The sequence below is a fragment of the Aeromonas cavernicola genome (assembly GCF_002795305.1).
Classification (GTDB): Bacteria; Pseudomonadota; Gammaproteobacteria; order Enterobacterales; family Aeromonadaceae; genus Aeromonas; species Aeromonas cavernicola.
In genome coordinates this window covers 1-15,685 of sequence record NZ_PGGC01000149.1, presented here as the reverse complement: position 1 = coordinate 15,685, position 15,685 = coordinate 1, and the positions used below count along the sequence as shown (strand labels likewise).

14 protein-coding genes are annotated in these 15,685 nt (G+C 56.7%); 9 read left to right on the top strand and 5 right to left on the bottom strand.

Translation table 11 applies throughout. The annotated features are described in order from the left end of the window. Positions 1 to 494 precede the first annotated feature (494 nt). The 3 genes from CUC53_RS15230 to lolB all read right to left on the bottom strand — a co-directional run bounded on the left by CUC53_RS15230 (position 495) and on the right by lolB (position 3,089). Positions 495 to 1,442: a ribose-phosphate pyrophosphokinase gene (locus tag CUC53_RS15230; RefSeq protein ID WP_100294937.1), complete on the bottom strand. Its 948-nt coding sequence runs from the start codon at positions 1,440 to 1,442 to the stop codon at positions 495 to 497. A gap of 202 nt (positions 1,443 to 1,644) precedes the next feature. Beyond that, complete coding sequence (gene ispE, locus CUC53_RS15225; protein ID WP_100294936.1) at positions 1,645 to 2,511, bottom strand: 4-(cytidine 5'-diphospho)-2-C-methyl-D-erythritol kinase; 867 nt, start codon at positions 2,509 to 2,511, stop codon at positions 1,645 to 1,647. Next, the gene (gene lolB / locus CUC53_RS15220; RefSeq protein WP_100294935.1) at positions 2,511 to 3,089 is read right to left on the bottom strand and encodes a lipoprotein insertase outer membrane protein LolB; all 579 of its coding nucleotides are present in this window, start codon (positions 3,087 to 3,089) and stop codon (positions 2,511 to 2,513) included. The genes ispE and lolB overlap by 1 nt, the downstream gene beginning before the upstream one ends. A gap of 127 nt (positions 3,090 to 3,216) precedes the next feature. Here lolB and hemA point away from each other — a divergent pair, with 127 nt between their 5' ends. From hemA to CUC53_RS15185, 7 genes are all read left to right on the top strand, one after another. Next, complete coding sequence (gene hemA, locus CUC53_RS15215) at positions 3,217 to 4,473, top strand: glutamyl-tRNA reductase (protein WP_167386771.1); 1,257 nt, start codon at positions 3,217 to 3,219, stop codon at positions 4,471 to 4,473. A 59-nt stretch (positions 4,474 to 4,532) separates the two neighbouring features. Then, the gene (gene prfA / locus CUC53_RS15210; protein WP_100294933.1) at positions 4,533 to 5,621 is read left to right on the top strand and encodes a peptide chain release factor 1; all 1,089 of its coding nucleotides are present in this window, start codon (positions 4,533 to 4,535) and stop codon (positions 5,619 to 5,621) included. Positions 5,622 to 5,681: 60 nt separating this feature from the next. Continuing rightward, a complete protein-coding gene (prmC, locus tag CUC53_RS15205) occupies positions 5,682 to 6,539 on the top strand; it encodes a peptide chain release factor N(5)-glutamine methyltransferase (RefSeq protein WP_100294932.1) in 858 nt (285 codons plus the stop codon). Then, complete coding sequence (locus CUC53_RS15200) at positions 6,526 to 6,912, top strand: SirB2 family protein (protein WP_100294931.1); 387 nt, start codon at positions 6,526 to 6,528, stop codon at positions 6,910 to 6,912. The genes prmC and CUC53_RS15200 overlap by 14 nt, the downstream gene beginning before the upstream one ends. An 11-nt stretch (positions 6,913 to 6,923) precedes the next feature. Then, positions 6,924 to 7,724 (top strand): SirB1 family protein, encoded by an 801-nt coding sequence (locus CUC53_RS15195; RefSeq protein WP_100294930.1) that lies wholly within the window; start codon positions 6,924 to 6,926, stop codon positions 7,722 to 7,724. Positions 7,725 to 8,151: 427 nt separating this feature from the next. Next, a complete protein-coding gene (kdsA, locus tag CUC53_RS15190; protein WP_100294929.1) occupies positions 8,152 to 9,006 on the top strand; it encodes a 3-deoxy-8-phosphooctulonate synthase in 855 nt (284 codons plus the stop codon). Positions 9,007 to 9,316: 310 nt separating this feature from the next. Beyond that, positions 9,317 to 10,597, top strand: coding sequence for a dicarboxylate/amino acid:cation symporter (locus CUC53_RS15185; RefSeq protein ID WP_100294928.1), 1,281 nt, complete (start codon positions 9,317 to 9,319; stop codon positions 10,595 to 10,597). 223 nt (positions 10,598 to 10,820) lie between these two features. On the opposite strand, the gene malI is transcribed toward CUC53_RS15185, so the two are convergent. Next, complete coding sequence (gene malI / locus CUC53_RS15180; RefSeq protein ID WP_100294938.1) at positions 10,821 to 11,858, bottom strand: Mal regulon transcriptional regulator MalI; 1,038 nt, start codon at positions 11,856 to 11,858, stop codon at positions 10,821 to 10,823. A gap of 426 nt (positions 11,859 to 12,284) precedes the next feature. Between malI and malX the strand changes: the two genes are divergently transcribed. Both malX and CUC53_RS15170 read left to right on the top strand, forming a co-directional pair. Beyond that, positions 12,285 to 13,868, top strand: coding sequence for a maltose/glucose-specific PTS transporter subunit IIBC (gene malX, locus CUC53_RS15175; protein ID WP_100294927.1), 1,584 nt, complete (start codon positions 12,285 to 12,287; stop codon positions 13,866 to 13,868). 154 nt (positions 13,869 to 14,022) lie between these two features. Continuing rightward, positions 14,023 to 15,219: a MalY/PatB family protein gene (locus CUC53_RS15170; RefSeq protein ID WP_100294926.1), complete on the top strand. Its 1,197-nt coding sequence runs from the start codon at positions 14,023 to 14,025 to the stop codon at positions 15,217 to 15,219. 201 nt (positions 15,220 to 15,420) lie between these two features. On the opposite strand, the gene CUC53_RS15165 is transcribed toward CUC53_RS15170, so the two are convergent. Beyond that, a partial coding sequence (locus tag CUC53_RS15165; RefSeq protein ID WP_157798294.1) for an IS66 family transposase occupies positions 15,421 to 15,685 on the bottom strand: 265 nt, incomplete at its 5' end.

Here is a 15,685-nt window from a genome sequence, read left to right as displayed (position 1 = left end):
GCCCGAACCCCGAACCTTGGCCTGCCAACAAGTAGGGGTTTTGTTTTCATGGCTAAGCAAAATCAGTGCTGGCTGGCTTGCCACAGCGTTCCCTCAGGTTCCCCCTTCTGTTACTCGTCGCAAGATGGCTGATAAGGCTATCGGATTGTCGTTGGGGATCGCTGTTGCGAGCCAGCGTATAGGTGATCACCAAGCAATATGAAAAGTGTGTTACTAAAAAATGCCGAGAAAATACCGAAACAGAAAGGGTCAGTGGGTCTGTGCAAGGCGAATATGGGGGGGATAGCGTGGTAAGACGAGAGTGGTAGGAGGGTGAGATGGCGATATCAATCCACTGTTCCAGCTATACCGCTATTACGGCTGCGTAAGCACAATAAACGGCACTCTATTGAATGTGGTTTCGTACTAACGGAACTTATCCCAACCGCCTGATGAAGCGATCCAACGGATGTGGATCACTGCAAACAGGCGGAAGGTATGCTCAACAATCGCTATCAATGCTCAAACATGGCAGAGATGGACTCTTCATTGCTGATGCGCCGAATGGCTTCAGCCAGCACCGTTGACAGGGTCAACTGCTTAACCTTGCCGACCGCTTTCATCTCTGGGGTGAGCGGGATGGAGTCGGTGATGATCAGTTCGTCAATCACCGAGTGCTTGATGTTCTCGACCGCAGAACCGGAGAAGACCGGGTGAGTGGCGTAAGCGAATACCCGCTTAGCGCCGCGCTCTTTGAGAGCCTCTGCGGCTTTGCACAGAGTGCCGCCGGTGTCGATCATGTCATCAACGATGATGCAGTCGCGGCCAGCGACGTCACCGATCAGGTGCATGACCTGGGAGACGTTGGGACGGGGACGGCGCTTGTCGATGATGGCGATGTCGGTGTCATCCAGCAGCTTGGCGATGGCGCGGGCACGCACGACACCACCGATGTCTGGGGAGACGACCACAGGAGATTCGAGGTTCTTGGACTTCATGTCTTCCAGCAGCACCGGGCTACCGAACACGTTGTCGACCGGAACGTCGAAGAAGCCTTGGATCTGCTCGGCATGCAAGTCAACGGTCAGCACCCGATCGACACCGACGCTGGAGAGGAAGTCAGCGACAACCTTAGCGGTGATAGGAACACGGGCAGAGCGGACGCGGCGGTCCTGACGGGCATAACCAAAGTAGGGGATCACGGCAGTAATACGGCCAGCTGAAGCACGACGCAGCGCATCCACCATGACGATCAATTCCATCAAATTGTCGTTGGTCGGGGCACAGGTGGATTGAATGATGAAGATATCGCCACCACGTACATTCTCATTGATCTGTACGCTGATCTCGCCGTCGCTAAAGCGACCTACGGCAGCATTGCCGAGTTTGATAAACAGGCGATCTGCGATTTTCTGGGCTAGTTCCGGCGTTGCGTTACCAGCAAACAGCTTCATGTCAGGCACGGTTTGAAACCTCGGGGTTGCATCCAATATGTGGGTGAGTCTGAAATCAGACCCTTATCGTTTTGGGGCAAACGATTTAGCAAGATAACGAGCAGACTGGATGGCGATGCCGAGGAGGCGGACGAGCACAACATTGTCCATGTTCGCCGCCATCAAATCAGGTGAGCCCCGCTCACGACATCTCGGGACTATGAGGCGGATATTAGCGCCCGGTTTCACTTGATTTGAGCCGCTGCAAGGTATCGATAAGGGGAGAGCTGTTTGCGCTTTTGGCAACAAACCCAGCTAGCCCTTTCGGCACGTTTGCCAACACGTCTCGAGCAGCCATCTCATCTTTGAATTGAGCAAAGATGCAGGCTCCAGTGCCCGTCATTCTTGACGGCGCGTATTCTAGCAACCAGCTAAGCGCGTTGGCAACCTCAGGGTGGCGCTTTTTCACCAGTGCCTCGCAATCGTTTTTCCACTCACTAGTCAGGAGCTGGTCCAGCGCCATTTTAGGGGTTGCTCGGGGGAGTTCTGGGTCCTTAAAAACCGCTGCGGTGGCCACATGGCAATCGGGCTTTAACACCAGATACCAACGTTCGGGTAGTGTGATCGGCTGTAGCCGCTCACCGACTCCTTCGGCAAAGGCGGCCCGGCCGCGAACAAACACCGGCACGTCAGCCCCCAGTTGCATGCCCAGTTGCGCCAGTTCATCTTCACCAAGCCCCGCCTGCCAGAGGTGGTTGAGGGCGACTAGGGTGGTGGCTGCATCAGACGAACCACCGCCAATGCCGCCGCCCATGGGCAGGATTTTTGCCAGCCGGATATGGGCCCCCAGCGGCTGTGCGAGCTTGGCTTGTAGCAGACGGGCAGCACGAATAATGAGGTTTTGCTCATCCGGCACCCCGGCAATGGCTGGGCTGAGGGTGAGCTGGTCACTGCCTTGGATCACCTCAAACTCCAGCCAGTCGCCGTAGTTCAAGAAGACAAACAGGGTCTGTAGCTCGTGGTAGCCATCGGGACGACGGCCATTGACGTGCAAAAATAGGTTGAGTTTGGCCGGTGCAGGCCAGCGTGTTGCGGCCATTAAGGGGCAAGACTCCATTGGTTGATCTGAAGTTTGAGCCGACTGTTTTGGCCAGTCATGGTCAGTTGATGGGGCAGGCGATAACCCGCTTGATCCCGATAGTTGTCATAGACGATCTGCCACTGGCCATCACGGACGCGGGCTAGGCTGTGGTCAGGATTGAGGTCAAACTCGGCCTTGCCGGGTATTCCCTTGATCCAGGCTGGCAATCCGGTCACCGGAATATGCCAGCCGGTGAGCTGATAGATCAGCGCTTCGGCATCTTGGCTGTGGTGGGGATTACCGTCACTGTCGAGCAGGGTAATCTCCCCCTTGGTGCGAGAGAGTTCCAGCAGGTGGGTGCCGATCAGGCTGGTGAGGTTGAGGCGATAATCCTCGCCATCTTGCTGCCAGTTGAGCCGAGCACTGCCTTTTTGCTCGGGGGTGATAATGGCCATTTTGCCAGAGAGTTGCCAGTGGGATAACTGCTCAAGACGGGCCCGCTCTTGTTGCCAATCGACCTGTGTTCGCGATGATTCGGTGGTGGTACAGCCTGCCAATAGTAACAAGGCGCAAAAGGTGAAAAGACGCAGCAACAAGGTGACACTCCTCTTAGGAAAATTTGTCACAGTATACGGGGCGGCCGTATTGCTTTTAAAGCCTTACCCTTTCTCGTACAATTGGCGGCCTTTATCGCCAGCGTCCACATACGATCAGCGCCCACTCATGAGTTTTCTTGCCCTCGGAATTAACCACAACACCGCCAGTGTCGCGTTACGAGAACGGGTTGCCTTCGGCCCGGACTGCATCGATCGCGCGTTGCGTGAGCTGGTGAGCCAGCCTGGTGTCAGCGAGGCGGTGATCGTCTCTACCTGCAACCGGACCGAACTGTACTGCAATTTGGATGGGGAGCGCCAAGAGCAAGTGCTGCGCTGGCTGCAGCAGTTTCATGGGTTGGAGAGCACCGAACTCGCCAACGCCATCTATCAGCACCACGATGAAGAGGCGGTACGCCACCTGATGCGGGTCGCGTGTGGACTCGATTCGCTGGTGTTGGGAGAGCCGCAGATCCTGGGGCAAATCAAGCAATCCTATGCTCACGCTCAGCAATCGGATGCGGTGAAAGGCTCGCTTGAGCGCCTGTTTCAAAAATCCTTCTCGGTCGCCAAGCGAGTTCGAACAGATACTGAAATCGGCGCCAGTGCGGTATCGGTTGCCTTTGCAGCGGTGAGCCTAGGGCGACGTATCTTTGCTGATCTTGCCAAAACTAAGGTGCTGTTGGTGGGGGCAGGTGAGACCATCGAGCTGGTCGCCCGTCATCTGCGTGAGCAGAATGTGACTCAGATGATGGTGGCGAATCGTACCTTGCCACGGGCCCAGCTGCTGGCGAGCGAATTTGGCGCCAAAGTGATGACCTTGGAAGAGATCCCCGATTATCTGCACGAGGCGGATATCGTGATCAGCTCGACGGCGAGCCCGTTACCCATCATTGGTAAAGGCATGGTCGAGCGGGCGCTCAAAGCGCGTCGTTATAAGCCGATGTTTTTAGTCGATATCGCCGTGCCACGTGATATTGAGGCGCAGGTAGATGAACTGGCCGATGCTTATCTCTACACCGTGGATGATCTGCAGGGGATCATCGAGCAGAACCTAGAGACCCGCAAACGGGCGGCGGCCGAGGCTGAGCTGATCGTGCAAGAAGAGCGCGACCAGTTTATGGGCTGGTATCGGGGGCAGAACTCGGTCGATCTTATCCGAGACTATCGTCAGCAATCGCAACAGGTGGCAGAGGAAGAGCTGCAACGAGCGTTATTGGCGCTCGCGCAGGGTGACAGTGCGGAGCAGACGCTCAAGACGTTAGCCCATCGGCTCACCAACAAGCTAATTCATGCCCCTACCCAAGCCCTACGCCAAGCCGCGTCGCAAGACGATCACAATACACTTAAGCAATTGCGACTGGCATTGGGGCTAGCACCAGAATAATCACTGTGTGGGGCTGCCATGTCGGTGGCTCCCTCCTCTAATTTGAGATGACAAGCGTTATGAATCCGTCACTGATCAGAAAGTTGGAAGGCCTCATCGAGCGCCACGAAGAAGTGCAGGCCATGTTAGGGGAACCCGATGTGGTCTCAGATCAGGAGCGTTACCGCGCCCTGACCCGTGAATACGCCCAGTTGGAGGACATTGTTCATGCCTTCCAGCGTTTTCGTCAGGCGCAAGATGATCTGGAAAGCACCCAGATGATGCTGACCGACGAGGATGCTGACCTGCGTGAAATGGCGCAGGAGGAGCTGCCGCTGGCTAAGAGCAATCTGGAGGCGCTTGAGCAAGAACTGCAAGTGATGCTGCTGCCCAAAGACCCCAGAGATGACAACAATTGCTATCTGGAAATTCGTGCCGGGGCCGGTGGCGACGAGGCGGCGATTTTTGCCGGTGACCTGTTTAGGATGTACGCCCGTTTTGCTGAGCGGCAAGGGTGGCGGGTCTCGATTGTCAGTTGCAACGACGGCGAATATGGCGGCTATAAAGAGGTGATTGCCAAGATCGACGGCGAACACGTCTATGGCCGCCTCAAGTTTGAATCCGGTGGCCACCGGGTGCAGCGGGTGCCAGAGACAGAGTCCCAGGGCCGCGTTCATACCTCCGCCTGTACTGTTGCGGTGCTGCCGGAAGTACCAGAAGCCGAGCAGATTGAGATCAACTCTGCCGATTTGAAGATTGATACTTTCCGCGCCTCTGGGGCCGGTGGCCAGCACGTCAACAAGACCGATTCGGCGATTCGTATCACTCACCTGCCGACGGGGCTGGTGGTGGAGTGTCAGGATGAGCGCTCTCAGCACAAGAACCGTGCCAAGGCGATGTCGGTGCTAGCGGCCCGTTTGCAGGCGGCTGAAGATGAGCGTCACCGCGCTGCCGAGCAGAGTACTCGCCGTAATCTGGTGGGATCAGGCGATCGCTCCGAGCGGATTCGTACTTATAACTACCCGCAGGGCCGCCTCTCCGAGCACCGTATTAACCTCACTCTCTATCGCCTCTCCGAGATCCTCGAAGGGGATCTCGATTGCGTGATCACCCCGCTGGTGCACGAGTACCAAGCCGATCAGCTGGCCTCGCTGGCCGAAAGCAATTAATGGGGCATCTGATATGACCCACAGAGAGCGAGGGCAGAGCCAGCGGGTGAGGCTCATCTAATGCAAATTCAGCTGGCGCGCGTTTATATCATGACCACCTTGGCGGGGGGGGAGTCTCCTCGGGCCGATGCTGATGTGCTGCTGTGTCACCTATTGGGGTGTCGGCGCAGCTACCTGATGACCTGGCCTGAACGCGAGTTAGATACCGCGCAACTAGATAGGTTGCAAGGGTGGCTGACTCGTCGTCTGGCGGGAGAGCCCATCGCCCATCTGGTGGGGGAGCGCGAGTTTTGGTCGTTGCCCCTTAAAGTGAGCCCCGCCACTTTGATCCCACGCCCCGATACCGAACTACTGGTCGAGCAGGCGTTGACCAAGCTCCCCCATGGCCCATGTGCGGTGTTGGATCTGGGGACTGGCACCGGCGCTATCGCATTAGCGCTCAAGTCTGAGCGACCTGATGCCGATGTATGGGCTGTGGATCGAATGGCTGACGCGGCTGCACTAGCGCGTGACAACAGTGCCAGCTTGGAGTTGCCGGTGACGGTACGGGATGGCAGCTGGTTTGCGCCACTGGCGGATGCCCCGTTGTTTGCGGTGATTGTCTCTAATCCCCCGTATATCGAGCGTGACGATCCTCATCTGGCGGAGGGCGACCTGCGTTTTGAACCTCGCTCTGCCTTGGTCGCGCAAGAGGGGGGGCTGGCGGATATTCGCCACATTGCCACTCATGCGCCCTCCTATTTGCAACCCGATGGGTGGTTGTTGTTGGAGCATGGCTGGCAGCAGGGGAGTGTAGTGCGCCAGCTCCTGCAAGATCTCGGTTATCGGGCGGTGAGCACGGTACGTGATTATGGCGATAACGAACGAGTAACCCAGGCGATGCGTCCTGCGGTGGGTAGTGAGGATGGAATTGAATAGTTACCTGATGCTCAAGCATCTGCATCTGACCCTGATCGCGGGGGCTTTAGTGCTGTTTATGCTGCGCTTTTATGATGGTCAAACTGGTGTTCACCGTGTCCGTGTCCAGCATACCAGCGATCTGTTTAACGGTTTGGTGGTGCTCACTGGGGTATTGCTTTGCATCATGCTGGATCTCAATCCGTTTAATAACGGGGTGCCGTGGTTGAGTGAAAAGCTAAGTGGGGTGCTGGCGCTGGTTTTTCTCGCCGCCATGGCGTTGGGGTTGGCTAAAAGTGCGCTGCTTCGTTGGTGCTGTTTTCTGGGGGCATTGGGGTGGATTTACTTCATTGCCAAACTAGCACTGCTTAAACAGGCGAGTGTGTTCGGTTAAGGCAAAGATAGATGTTACGTATAGATGAATGGACCGACTTTGACGCCTATGACATTGCCGAGTTGGCCCTTGCGGTGAGCGACGAGATTTACGGTTTTGCCCAAGAGGGGCTACGTGAGCTGCAACTGCTCGATGAGTGGCTCGATGAGCAGATTGCTGATGGCTCCTGCGACGAGGTTCGCCAGCAGTTGCTGCAAGGTTTTTACCATCGCTTGGGCTTTCATGGTAATTGGCGTGATTATTTTTCGGCCAACAATTGTGATATGGCGCAGGTGCTGCTGCGTCGCCAAGGGATGCCGGTCAGCCTTGGCATCCTCATTATTCAGTTAGGCCGCAAGCTGGGGCTCGGGGTGGAGGGGATCTGCTTTCCCGGCCATTTCTTACTGAGCTTTTCAGGTGAAGAGGGCAAGGTCTATGTCGATCCCTTCACCGGTGATGAGCTGAGCCTGTCCCATATTGAGCTGTTGTTGCGTGGCTCATTGGGGGATCTGGCTACCTTGACTCCAGATCATCTGCAACCAGCGGATCAGTGGGAGATCATCGAACGACTGCTCAATGTCTGTAAGGGGGCCCTGCTGCGCGAAGAGCGCATGACCGAGGCGCTGCGTTGCAGTGAACTGTTATTGCGGATGAAGCCGGGTGATCCCTTAGAAATCAGGGATCGCGGCTTTATTTTCGAACAGCTCGATTGCCCACGCTTTGCTGCTGATGATTTTGAGTATTTTATTGAACAGTGTCCCGATGATCCGGTGGCCGATATGCTCAAAATGCAGCTGGCATCACTGGATTTGAGCCCCAAACCTCTCCACTAGTCACGCAGGATTAAGCACCTATCCCATCAGTTGGCTGATGTCACGTACCACCTTGGTCTTGCGCAGAGCTCGAAATCCTCACGTACTCCATGTACGCTGGGTGCTTTGCGCGCGCTGCGGCTGACGGCGCGGGGAGCGCCCAACTGGTTGGGGTTGCCCAATGAGCCTGACTGGGCGAGGGGCAACCAAACAGGCTGTGCCAGCGGTGCTAATAATGCCTACAGGGATAGGGGCAAGAGCGCGTAGCAACTACACCACACAATACAATGATCAATGTCGCAGCGCCTTAGCGGCAGCGACATTGACTTGGATTCAAGCCCCTTGACCTCGCTTCCAGTAAACTGCCCCCGCCGTTTAGCGAGATGGGGGCGTTAAGCGATAACGGCGCGACTTGAATGCAAGCTCTTTCACTTTAAGGATGCCTGAAATGGAACAGAAGAATATCAAGATCAACCAGATCAACGTCGCCAACGATAAACCGTTCGTGCTGTTTGGCGGCATGAACGTACTGGAGTCACGGGACATGGCGATGGCGGTGTGTGAAAAGTACCTAGAAGTGACCACTAAGCTGGGCATCCCCTTCGTGTTCAAAGCCAGCTGGGATAAGGCTAACCGCTCCTCCATCCACTCCTATCGCGGACCGGGTTTAGAAGAGGGGATGAAAATTTTCCAAGAGCTGAAAGCGACCTTTGGCATGCCGGTGATCTCCGATCTGCACGAGCCCCATCAGGCTAAGCCGGTGGCCGAGGTGGTGGATGTTATCCAGTTGCCTGCCTTCTTGGCGCGCCAGACTGATCTCATCGAGGCCATGGCCCGCACCGGCAACGTCATTAACATCAAAAAGCCGCAGTTCCTGAGCCCCAGCCAAATGAAAAACATCACCGACAAGTTCGAGGAGTGTGGCAACGATCGGCTGATCCTGTGCGAGCGCGGTGCCAACTTCGGTTATGACAATCTAGTGGTGGACATGCTCGGCCTTGGCGTGATGAAAAAGAGCACCGGTGGTTACCCGGTGATCTTCGACGTGACCCACTCCCTGCAGTGCCGTGATCCGCTGGGGGCCGCCTCGGGTGGCCGTCGCGAGCAGGTGACCGAGCTGGCCCGTGCAGGGATGGCGGTTGGTCTGGCCGGTCTCTTTATCGAGTCGCACCCCGATCCGAAGGTGGCTCGCTGTGATGGCCCAAGCGCCCTGCCGCTCGACAAGCTGGAAGGCTTTCTCAAGCAGATGAAGGCGATTGATGACCTGATCAAAAGCTTTGCACCGCTCGATACCGCTATCTAATCCCTCGCTCATTGCTTACCCTGCGAGCCCAATAACATGGGCTCGTACGGTTATGTAGTTCCCCCCACCGCTGTTATTGCCGTTGTGAGCCCCGCATCGGTTGTGATCAAGGGTTGGTAAAATATTTATAAAACGTTACCAATGTTGTGTGATTGAAGTCGCTTCACTTCATTTCTTAACATGAGAAAATAACCCTCTGTGCTCGGCCCTCATAGCAAATACTCGGGATGCCCATGGTCTCCTGCGTTTTTTGTTGTGTGCGGTTGGCTGAGCGCGGCATACCAATAAATAAATCAAAGGGATGAAGGATATGAGCAGAAAGATCATGGGCAGCCTCTATTTTCAGGTGCTGGTGGCGATAACCCTCGGGGTATTGCTTGGGCACTTTTACCCAACCTTGGGAGCGGATATGAAGCCGCTGGGGGATGGGTTTGTGAAGTTGATAAAAATGGTCATTGCTCCGGTTATTTTCTGTACCGTGGTGACCGGTATTGCCGGCATGGAGAGCATGAAAGCGGTCGGCAAAACAGGGGCTATTGCGCTGTTTTATTTCGAGGTCGTCAGTACCATCGCGCTGATCATTGGTTTATGCGTGGTCAACTTGCTGCAACCTGGGGTGGGCATGAACGTCGATCCGGCTGCGCTCGATGCATCGGCCATCTCCGCGTATGCCGAACAAGCTAAATCACAAGGGATCATCCCCTTCTTGCTGGATATTATTCCTGGCAGTGTGATCGGGGCATTTGCTGGCGGTAATATCCTGCAGGTGCTGCTATTTTCGGTGCTGTTTGGCTTCTCGCTCCACCATGCTGGCGAGAAGGGTAACGTGATTTTTGGGGTTATCGACAGCTTCTCAAAAGTCATTTTTGGCATCATTAACATGATCATGCGGGTCGCCCCCATCGGTGCGTTTGGTGCCATGGCATTTACCATCGGCAAATATGGGGTCGGTTCACTGGTGCAGTTGGGGCAACTTATTGCCTGCTTCTATATCACCTGCCTCTTCTTTATTTTTGTCGTGCTGGGCAGCATTGCCAAAGCGTCAGGTTTCAGCATTTTCCGCTTTATTGCCTACATCCGTGAAGAGTTGCTGATCGTGCTGGGCACCTCTTCATCAGAGTCTGTGTTACCACGGATGCTGGATAAGATGGAGAAGCTGGGTTGCCAGAAGTCGGTAGTGGGGTTGGTGATCCCGACCGGCTACTCCTTTAACTTAGATGGCACCTCAATCTATCTGACCATGGCAGCCGTGTTTATCGCCCAAGCGACCAATACCCCGCTCGACCTGTTCCAGCAATTTACCTTGCTGCTGGTCTTGCTGATCTCCTCCAAGGGGGCGGCCGGAGTGACGGGCAGCGGCTTTATTGTGCTGGCGGCCACCATTTCAGCGGTGGGTCACCTGCCACTGGCTGGATTAGCACTGATTTTGGGGATCGACCGCTTCATGTCTGAAGCGCGGGCCCTGACCAACCTGATCGGTAATGGGGTTGCAACCGTCGTGGTGGCGAAATATTGCAAGCAGTTAGACCAGCAGCAGATGAATGATGTGCTGACTAACAAGGCAGTAGAACCGGCAGCCAACAACGCATAACGCGACCGCGCTCTGCGCGAGCCTGATCCACAGCTACAGCTGACCAGCGACGATTGCTCAATGGTCAGCGGGACCCACAGCCCAGTAAGCCAAGCTTGCTGGGCTGTTTTTTATCAGCGCCAAACGCAGCTCGCAATCAGGCGCTCGCTGAGCGTGACACCAGCCAAGATGCGGCTCCTTGCGACAGGGAGATCCCCATGGTGATGGATTGCCAACATGGCCCTTACGCTGATGCCCGTTTTTGCAAATGCGGGGTGATGATGTGGCGGGTGGGGGTAAGGTCGGGCTGCTGCATCCGAGCCAGCAGCCGCAGGGCGGCTTGGCGGCCAATCTCCCGGGCGGGTGAGCTAATAAAGGTCAGTGGCGGAGAGGTGAGTTCGGCCTCGGCCACGTCGTCAAAGCCGAGCAGGGCCACCTGCTGACCGATGTAGTTATCTTTGCCGACGCTGCGGCCGCTGGCTTCGACCCCATACAGGCCGCCGAGGGCCACGTTAGGGGAGTGGCACAGCACCGCAGTGACCTTGGGGTGCTGGTGCAGCAGCTGGCTGATGGTGTCGGCGGCACTGCGCTGGCTGCGTTCACACTCAAGCACCCACTCTGGTTTAAAAGGCAGGCCATATTGCAGCAGGCTGGCACAGTAGCCACCGATGCGTTCGGCCCGGGTGAGCGAGTCGGTGCGCCCTCCCACATAGGCGATATGGCGGTGGCCCTGCTCGATGAGGTAGGTGGTGGCCTGCTGGGCTGCGAGGGTGTTATCGGGGCCGATAAAGTCCACGTCATCCCGATAGTAAGAGCGCGCCGCGCATACCACCGGAAGTGCTGAGTCGAACAGGGCCTGTAAGGTGCTGGCGGCTGCACCACGCACCGGATTAAAGATGATGCCCGCCACCCCTTGGCGTGACAGCGACTGAATGCTCTGCTGCAACCGCTCCGGGCTGTGACCGCATTGGGTCAAAAACAACAGATAGCCTTGCTGATCCAGCACCTCGCTGACCCCTGCGGTGACCTCGGTATAAAAAGGGTCGGTGATATCGCGTAAGATCAATCCCACCAGATTGGATTGTTGGCTGCGCAGATTCACGGCGGCGCTGTTGGGCACATAGTGCAGTGTGGCAATCGCCTGTTGCACCCGCGCTGCGGTGGCGGGGGAGATCCGCCCTTTACCGCGCAGCACCATGGAAACAGTAGTGACCGATACCCCAGCGAGCGAGGCCACATCGGTGATCTTGGCGTGTTTAGCAACGGATGATTTAGCTGGCATATCGACCAGAGGCGGCTGAGAAAGCCATAGCATAGCGCCTTGGATAGCCAAGTGAAACGTTACATCACTCTCGCCGCCCGCGGGGTCACACTTTTTCGCTCCTTCTGCTCCATTGCCGCATCATTCTGTGATCATGTTGGCAGTTGCAGCTAGGTAAATCGTTTTATCATGGGTTAACACCACCATACCGCCGCAACGATGTAGCCGCAATAATGCAACCGCAGAGGGACGCTGTTGCTGGCCTAGGCCGATGTGCCGGCCATGCTGCCCACTCACTTGCTTGTTGCCCGTCCACCTTGGCGGTGCCGCAACCGAGCCGCGTAACGGGGTGGTTTAAGACCATGAATGGGTCAAGCAAGCTGGCGTGATTGATCGCCGCAGCTATCAGCGCCCGTCGCTATTTATTTCACAAGGATCAGAAACAAGATGGCCAAATCCCCCGCCAAATCGACGATTTGGGAGTTTCTACAGAGCCTCGGCAAGACCTTTATGCTGCCGGTGGCGCTCTTGGCGTTTTCCGGTATTTTGCTCGGCATCGGCAGCTCGCTGACCAGCGATGCGGTCAAGCAGAGCATGCCCTTCCTTGATAACACCCTGTTGCAACTGCTGTTCCTTTGGATGACCAAGGTGGGGCTGGTGGCGTTTATCTACCTGCCAGTGATGTTTGCGGTGGCGATTCCGCTCGGGCTGGCCCGCGAAGAGAAAGGGGTCGCCGCCTTTGCCGGTTTTGTCGGCTACGCCACGCTCAACCTCTCCATCAACTTCTACCTGACGGTGGCCAATGTTATTGGCGATGCGGCGGCGGAGAAGGCCTACGGGGTGAAATCGATCCTCGGGATCAGCTCTATCGATACCGGGATTTTGGGGGCCATCATCGTCGGGGTGATGGTCGCTAAACTGCACGCCCGTTTTTACACCTACCAGATGCCTGACGCGCTCGCCTTTTTTGGCGGTGCCCGTTTTGTGCCGATCATCACGGTGCTGGTGCTAGGGGTGGTGGGCTTGCTGGTGCCGCTGGTGTGGCCTTGGTTTGCGGCAGGGATCAACGGTATTGGGGCCGGGATCTCCCATGCAGGCCCCTTTGGTCCCTTTATGTTTGGCACGGGTGAGCGCTTGTTGCTGCCGCTGGGCTTGCACCACATTCTGGTGGCGCTCATTCGTTTCACCGAGGCGGGCGGCAGCCAGCTGGTGTGTGGCAACGAGGTGAGCGGCGCCCTCAACATTTTCTATGCCGAGCTTGCTTGCGCTGATACCAAAGGCTTCTCGGTGTCGGCCACCTCGTTCTTGTCCCAAGGTAAGATGCCCGCGTTTCTGGGCGGTTTGCCGGGGGCGGCACTGGCCATGTATCACTGCGCCAAGGTAGAGAATCGCAGCAAGATCAAGGCGCTGCTGCTCTCTGGGGTGGTTGCCTGTGTGATTGGCGGCATTACTGAACCGCTGGAGTTCTTGTTCCTATTCGTGGCCCCGCTGCTCTATCTGTTCCACGCCATCCTGACCGGTCTTGGCTTTATGACCATGGGGTTGCTGGGGGTCACCATCGGCAACACCGACGGCAACCTCATCGATTTTCTGGTGTTTGGTGTGCTGCAAGGCACCGCCACCAAGTGGTATTTGGTGCCAGTGGTCGCGGGGATCTGGTTTGTGGTCTATTACGCGGTCTTCCGCTTTGCCATCGTGCGCTTTAACCTGACAACCCCCGGCCGTGAAACCGACAGCCGCGAGAGTGACGCCAGTGACAGCCCAGTGCCGGGCACCAAAACTGGCCACGGCGGCTATAACGGTGAAGTGATCCTGCGGGCCTTGGGCGGCGCGGGCAATATCTTGGCCCTGGATAACTGCATCACGCGGCTGCGGATGTCGGTGCAGGACATGGACTTAGTGGATGACGCCACCTTAAAAGCCAACGGCGCCATTGGGGTGATTAAGCTCGACGAGCACAATGTGCAGGTGGTGATTGGCCCGCAAGTGCATCTGGTGAAAAACCAGCTGCAGCACTTGATGGTCAGCTAGAAGGCACTGATGAAAGAGCACGATGTCACTCCGTGCGATAAGACTGTGATGTAACACAACAGGGGGCGCGATGCCCCCTGAATTTATGGCTGACCAGTGGCCATCGCCCATGATGGCCGCCTTGTTGGTGGTGATCTGGAACAGGAGAAACCGAATGGGTGTACCCGAGCTGTTTGATTTTGATCGTGTGGTTGACCGATATGGCACCTACTGCACCCAGTGGGACTACGTGGCCGACCGCTTTGGCCATGCCGATTTGCTCCCCTTTACCATCTCCGACATGGATATAGAGACGGCCCCCTGCATCCGCAAGACCTTGGCCCAGCGTTTGGAACACGGTGTGTTTGGCTACAGCCGCTGGAATCACGCGGACTTTAAGGGCGCCATCAGCGCTTGGTTTGCCCGCCGTTACGGGGCGCAGCTTAACCCCGAGACGCTGGTCTACGGCCCGTCAGTTATCTATGTGATTGCCCAGTTGGTGAGCCTTTGGTCGGCACCGGGGGAGGGGGTGTTGGTGCACACCCCCGCCTACGACGCCTTCGCCACTATGTTGGCCGCCAACGACCGGGTGCTGCTGCCGTGCCCGCTGCTCAAGGAGCAGGGACGTTATCAGATAGATTGGGCCAATTTTGAGCAGCAAGCCGCTCGCCCCGAGTGCCGGATTTTGCTGCTGTGCAGTCCCCATAACCCCACCGGTCGGGTCTGGACGCGGCAAGAGCTGACCCAGATGGCGGCGATTTGTCAGCGCCATGGGGTGAAGGTGATCTCCGATGACATCCACATGGACATCAGCTTTGCGCGCTATCTGCCGTGGAGCGAAGTAGCACAAGACGATCACTGGGCGCTGGTCAGCTCGGGCTCGAAATCGTTCAATATTCCGGCCCTTGGCGGCGCTTACGCCGTTATTCCCAGCGAGCCAGTGCGCACCGCCTATTTACAGCAGCTAAAAGCGGCCCATGGCCTCTCTTCCCCGCCGATCCTTGGGATCTTGGCCCATATCAGTGCCTATCGAGAGGGGGATGCTTGGCTTGATGCGCTTAAGGCCTATCTACACGGCAATTTGCAGCGGGTGGCTGAGCGGCTCAATGGCGCTTTTCCGGCCATCGGCTATCAGGTGCCGGAAGCCACCTATCTGGCGTGGATTGATCTGAACGGCCTTGGCATCGACACCACCGAACGGATGGATAGGTTGCAGCACCTGCTGGTGGCGAAATACAAGGTTGCCATTATGCGCGGCGACACCTACGGCCCCGAGGGCAAGGGCTTTGTGCGCCTTAACGTCGGCTGCTCGCGCTGCAAAGTAGATCAAGGCCTCGACGCCCTGATCGGCGCGCTAGGGGAAGTGGGATGACCGGATTAGGTGGGATAAGTGGATCTGGGACTAGCGATTGAGCAAGAACACCACCTCTCCCCGATAGTGGGGGGATTACCGGGGGAGTTGGCCAGCTTGGTTTGCCACGATAACAAGATGGGGTCACTGATTTACTCGGATGTTGATAGAGGTCAAAAAACGAAACGTTTCTAATCGTGAGCTTCCCTTTATGGTAACCGTTCACCGGCAGGGGCTTGACGCACACAATTCGGCAGGGATGGGGTAATCCGTTTTCTCGATGCAGGCTTTGACGATGGCGCGCAGCCACTCCTGAGGACAACGTCCCAAGCGTTTGGCTGTCTCCACCAACGACAGGATACGCTGGCGAAACAACTCGCCACGATGTGAGCACACGCCGTAGCTCCCTTTGCGCCACAGCACATAGCCGCGCAGCGCTCGTTCCGCCTCATTGTTCGTCAGCGGAATATCCTCATCACTCATAAAC

Excerpts from the sequence above, each read along its gene's own strand:
- malI (WP_100294938.1), bottom strand. The coding sequence starts at position 11,858 with ATGCCAGCTAAATCATCCGTTGCTAAACACGCCAAGATCACCGATGTG.
- CUC53_RS15170 (WP_100294926.1), top strand. The coding sequence starts at position 14,023 with ATGGGTGTACCCGAGCTGTTTGATTTTGATCGTGTGGTTGACCGATAT.
- CUC53_RS15200 (WP_100294931.1), top strand. The coding sequence starts at position 6,526 with ATGGAATTGAATAGTTACCTGATGCTCAAGCATCTGCATCTGACCCTG.
- ispE (WP_100294936.1), bottom strand. The coding sequence starts at position 2,511 with ATGGCCGCAACACGCTGGCCTGCACCGGCCAAACTCAACCTATTTTTG.
- prmC (WP_100294932.1), top strand. The coding sequence starts at position 5,682 with ATGCAAATTCAGCTGGCGCGCGTTTATATCATGACCACCTTGGCGGGG.
- hemA (WP_167386771.1), top strand. The coding sequence starts at position 3,217 with ATGAGTTTTCTTGCCCTCGGAATTAACCACAACACCGCCAGTGTCGCG.
- CUC53_RS15185 (WP_100294928.1), top strand. The coding sequence starts at position 9,317 with ATGAGCAGAAAGATCATGGGCAGCCTCTATTTTCAGGTGCTGGTGGCG.
- prfA (WP_100294933.1), top strand. The coding sequence starts at position 4,533 with ATGAATCCGTCACTGATCAGAAAGTTGGAAGGCCTCATCGAGCGCCAC.
- kdsA (WP_100294929.1), top strand. The coding sequence starts at position 8,152 with ATGGAACAGAAGAATATCAAGATCAACCAGATCAACGTCGCCAACGAT.
- malX (WP_100294927.1), top strand. The coding sequence starts at position 12,285 with ATGGCCAAATCCCCCGCCAAATCGACGATTTGGGAGTTTCTACAGAGC.
- CUC53_RS15195 (WP_100294930.1), top strand. The coding sequence starts at position 6,924 with ATGTTACGTATAGATGAATGGACCGACTTTGACGCCTATGACATTGCC.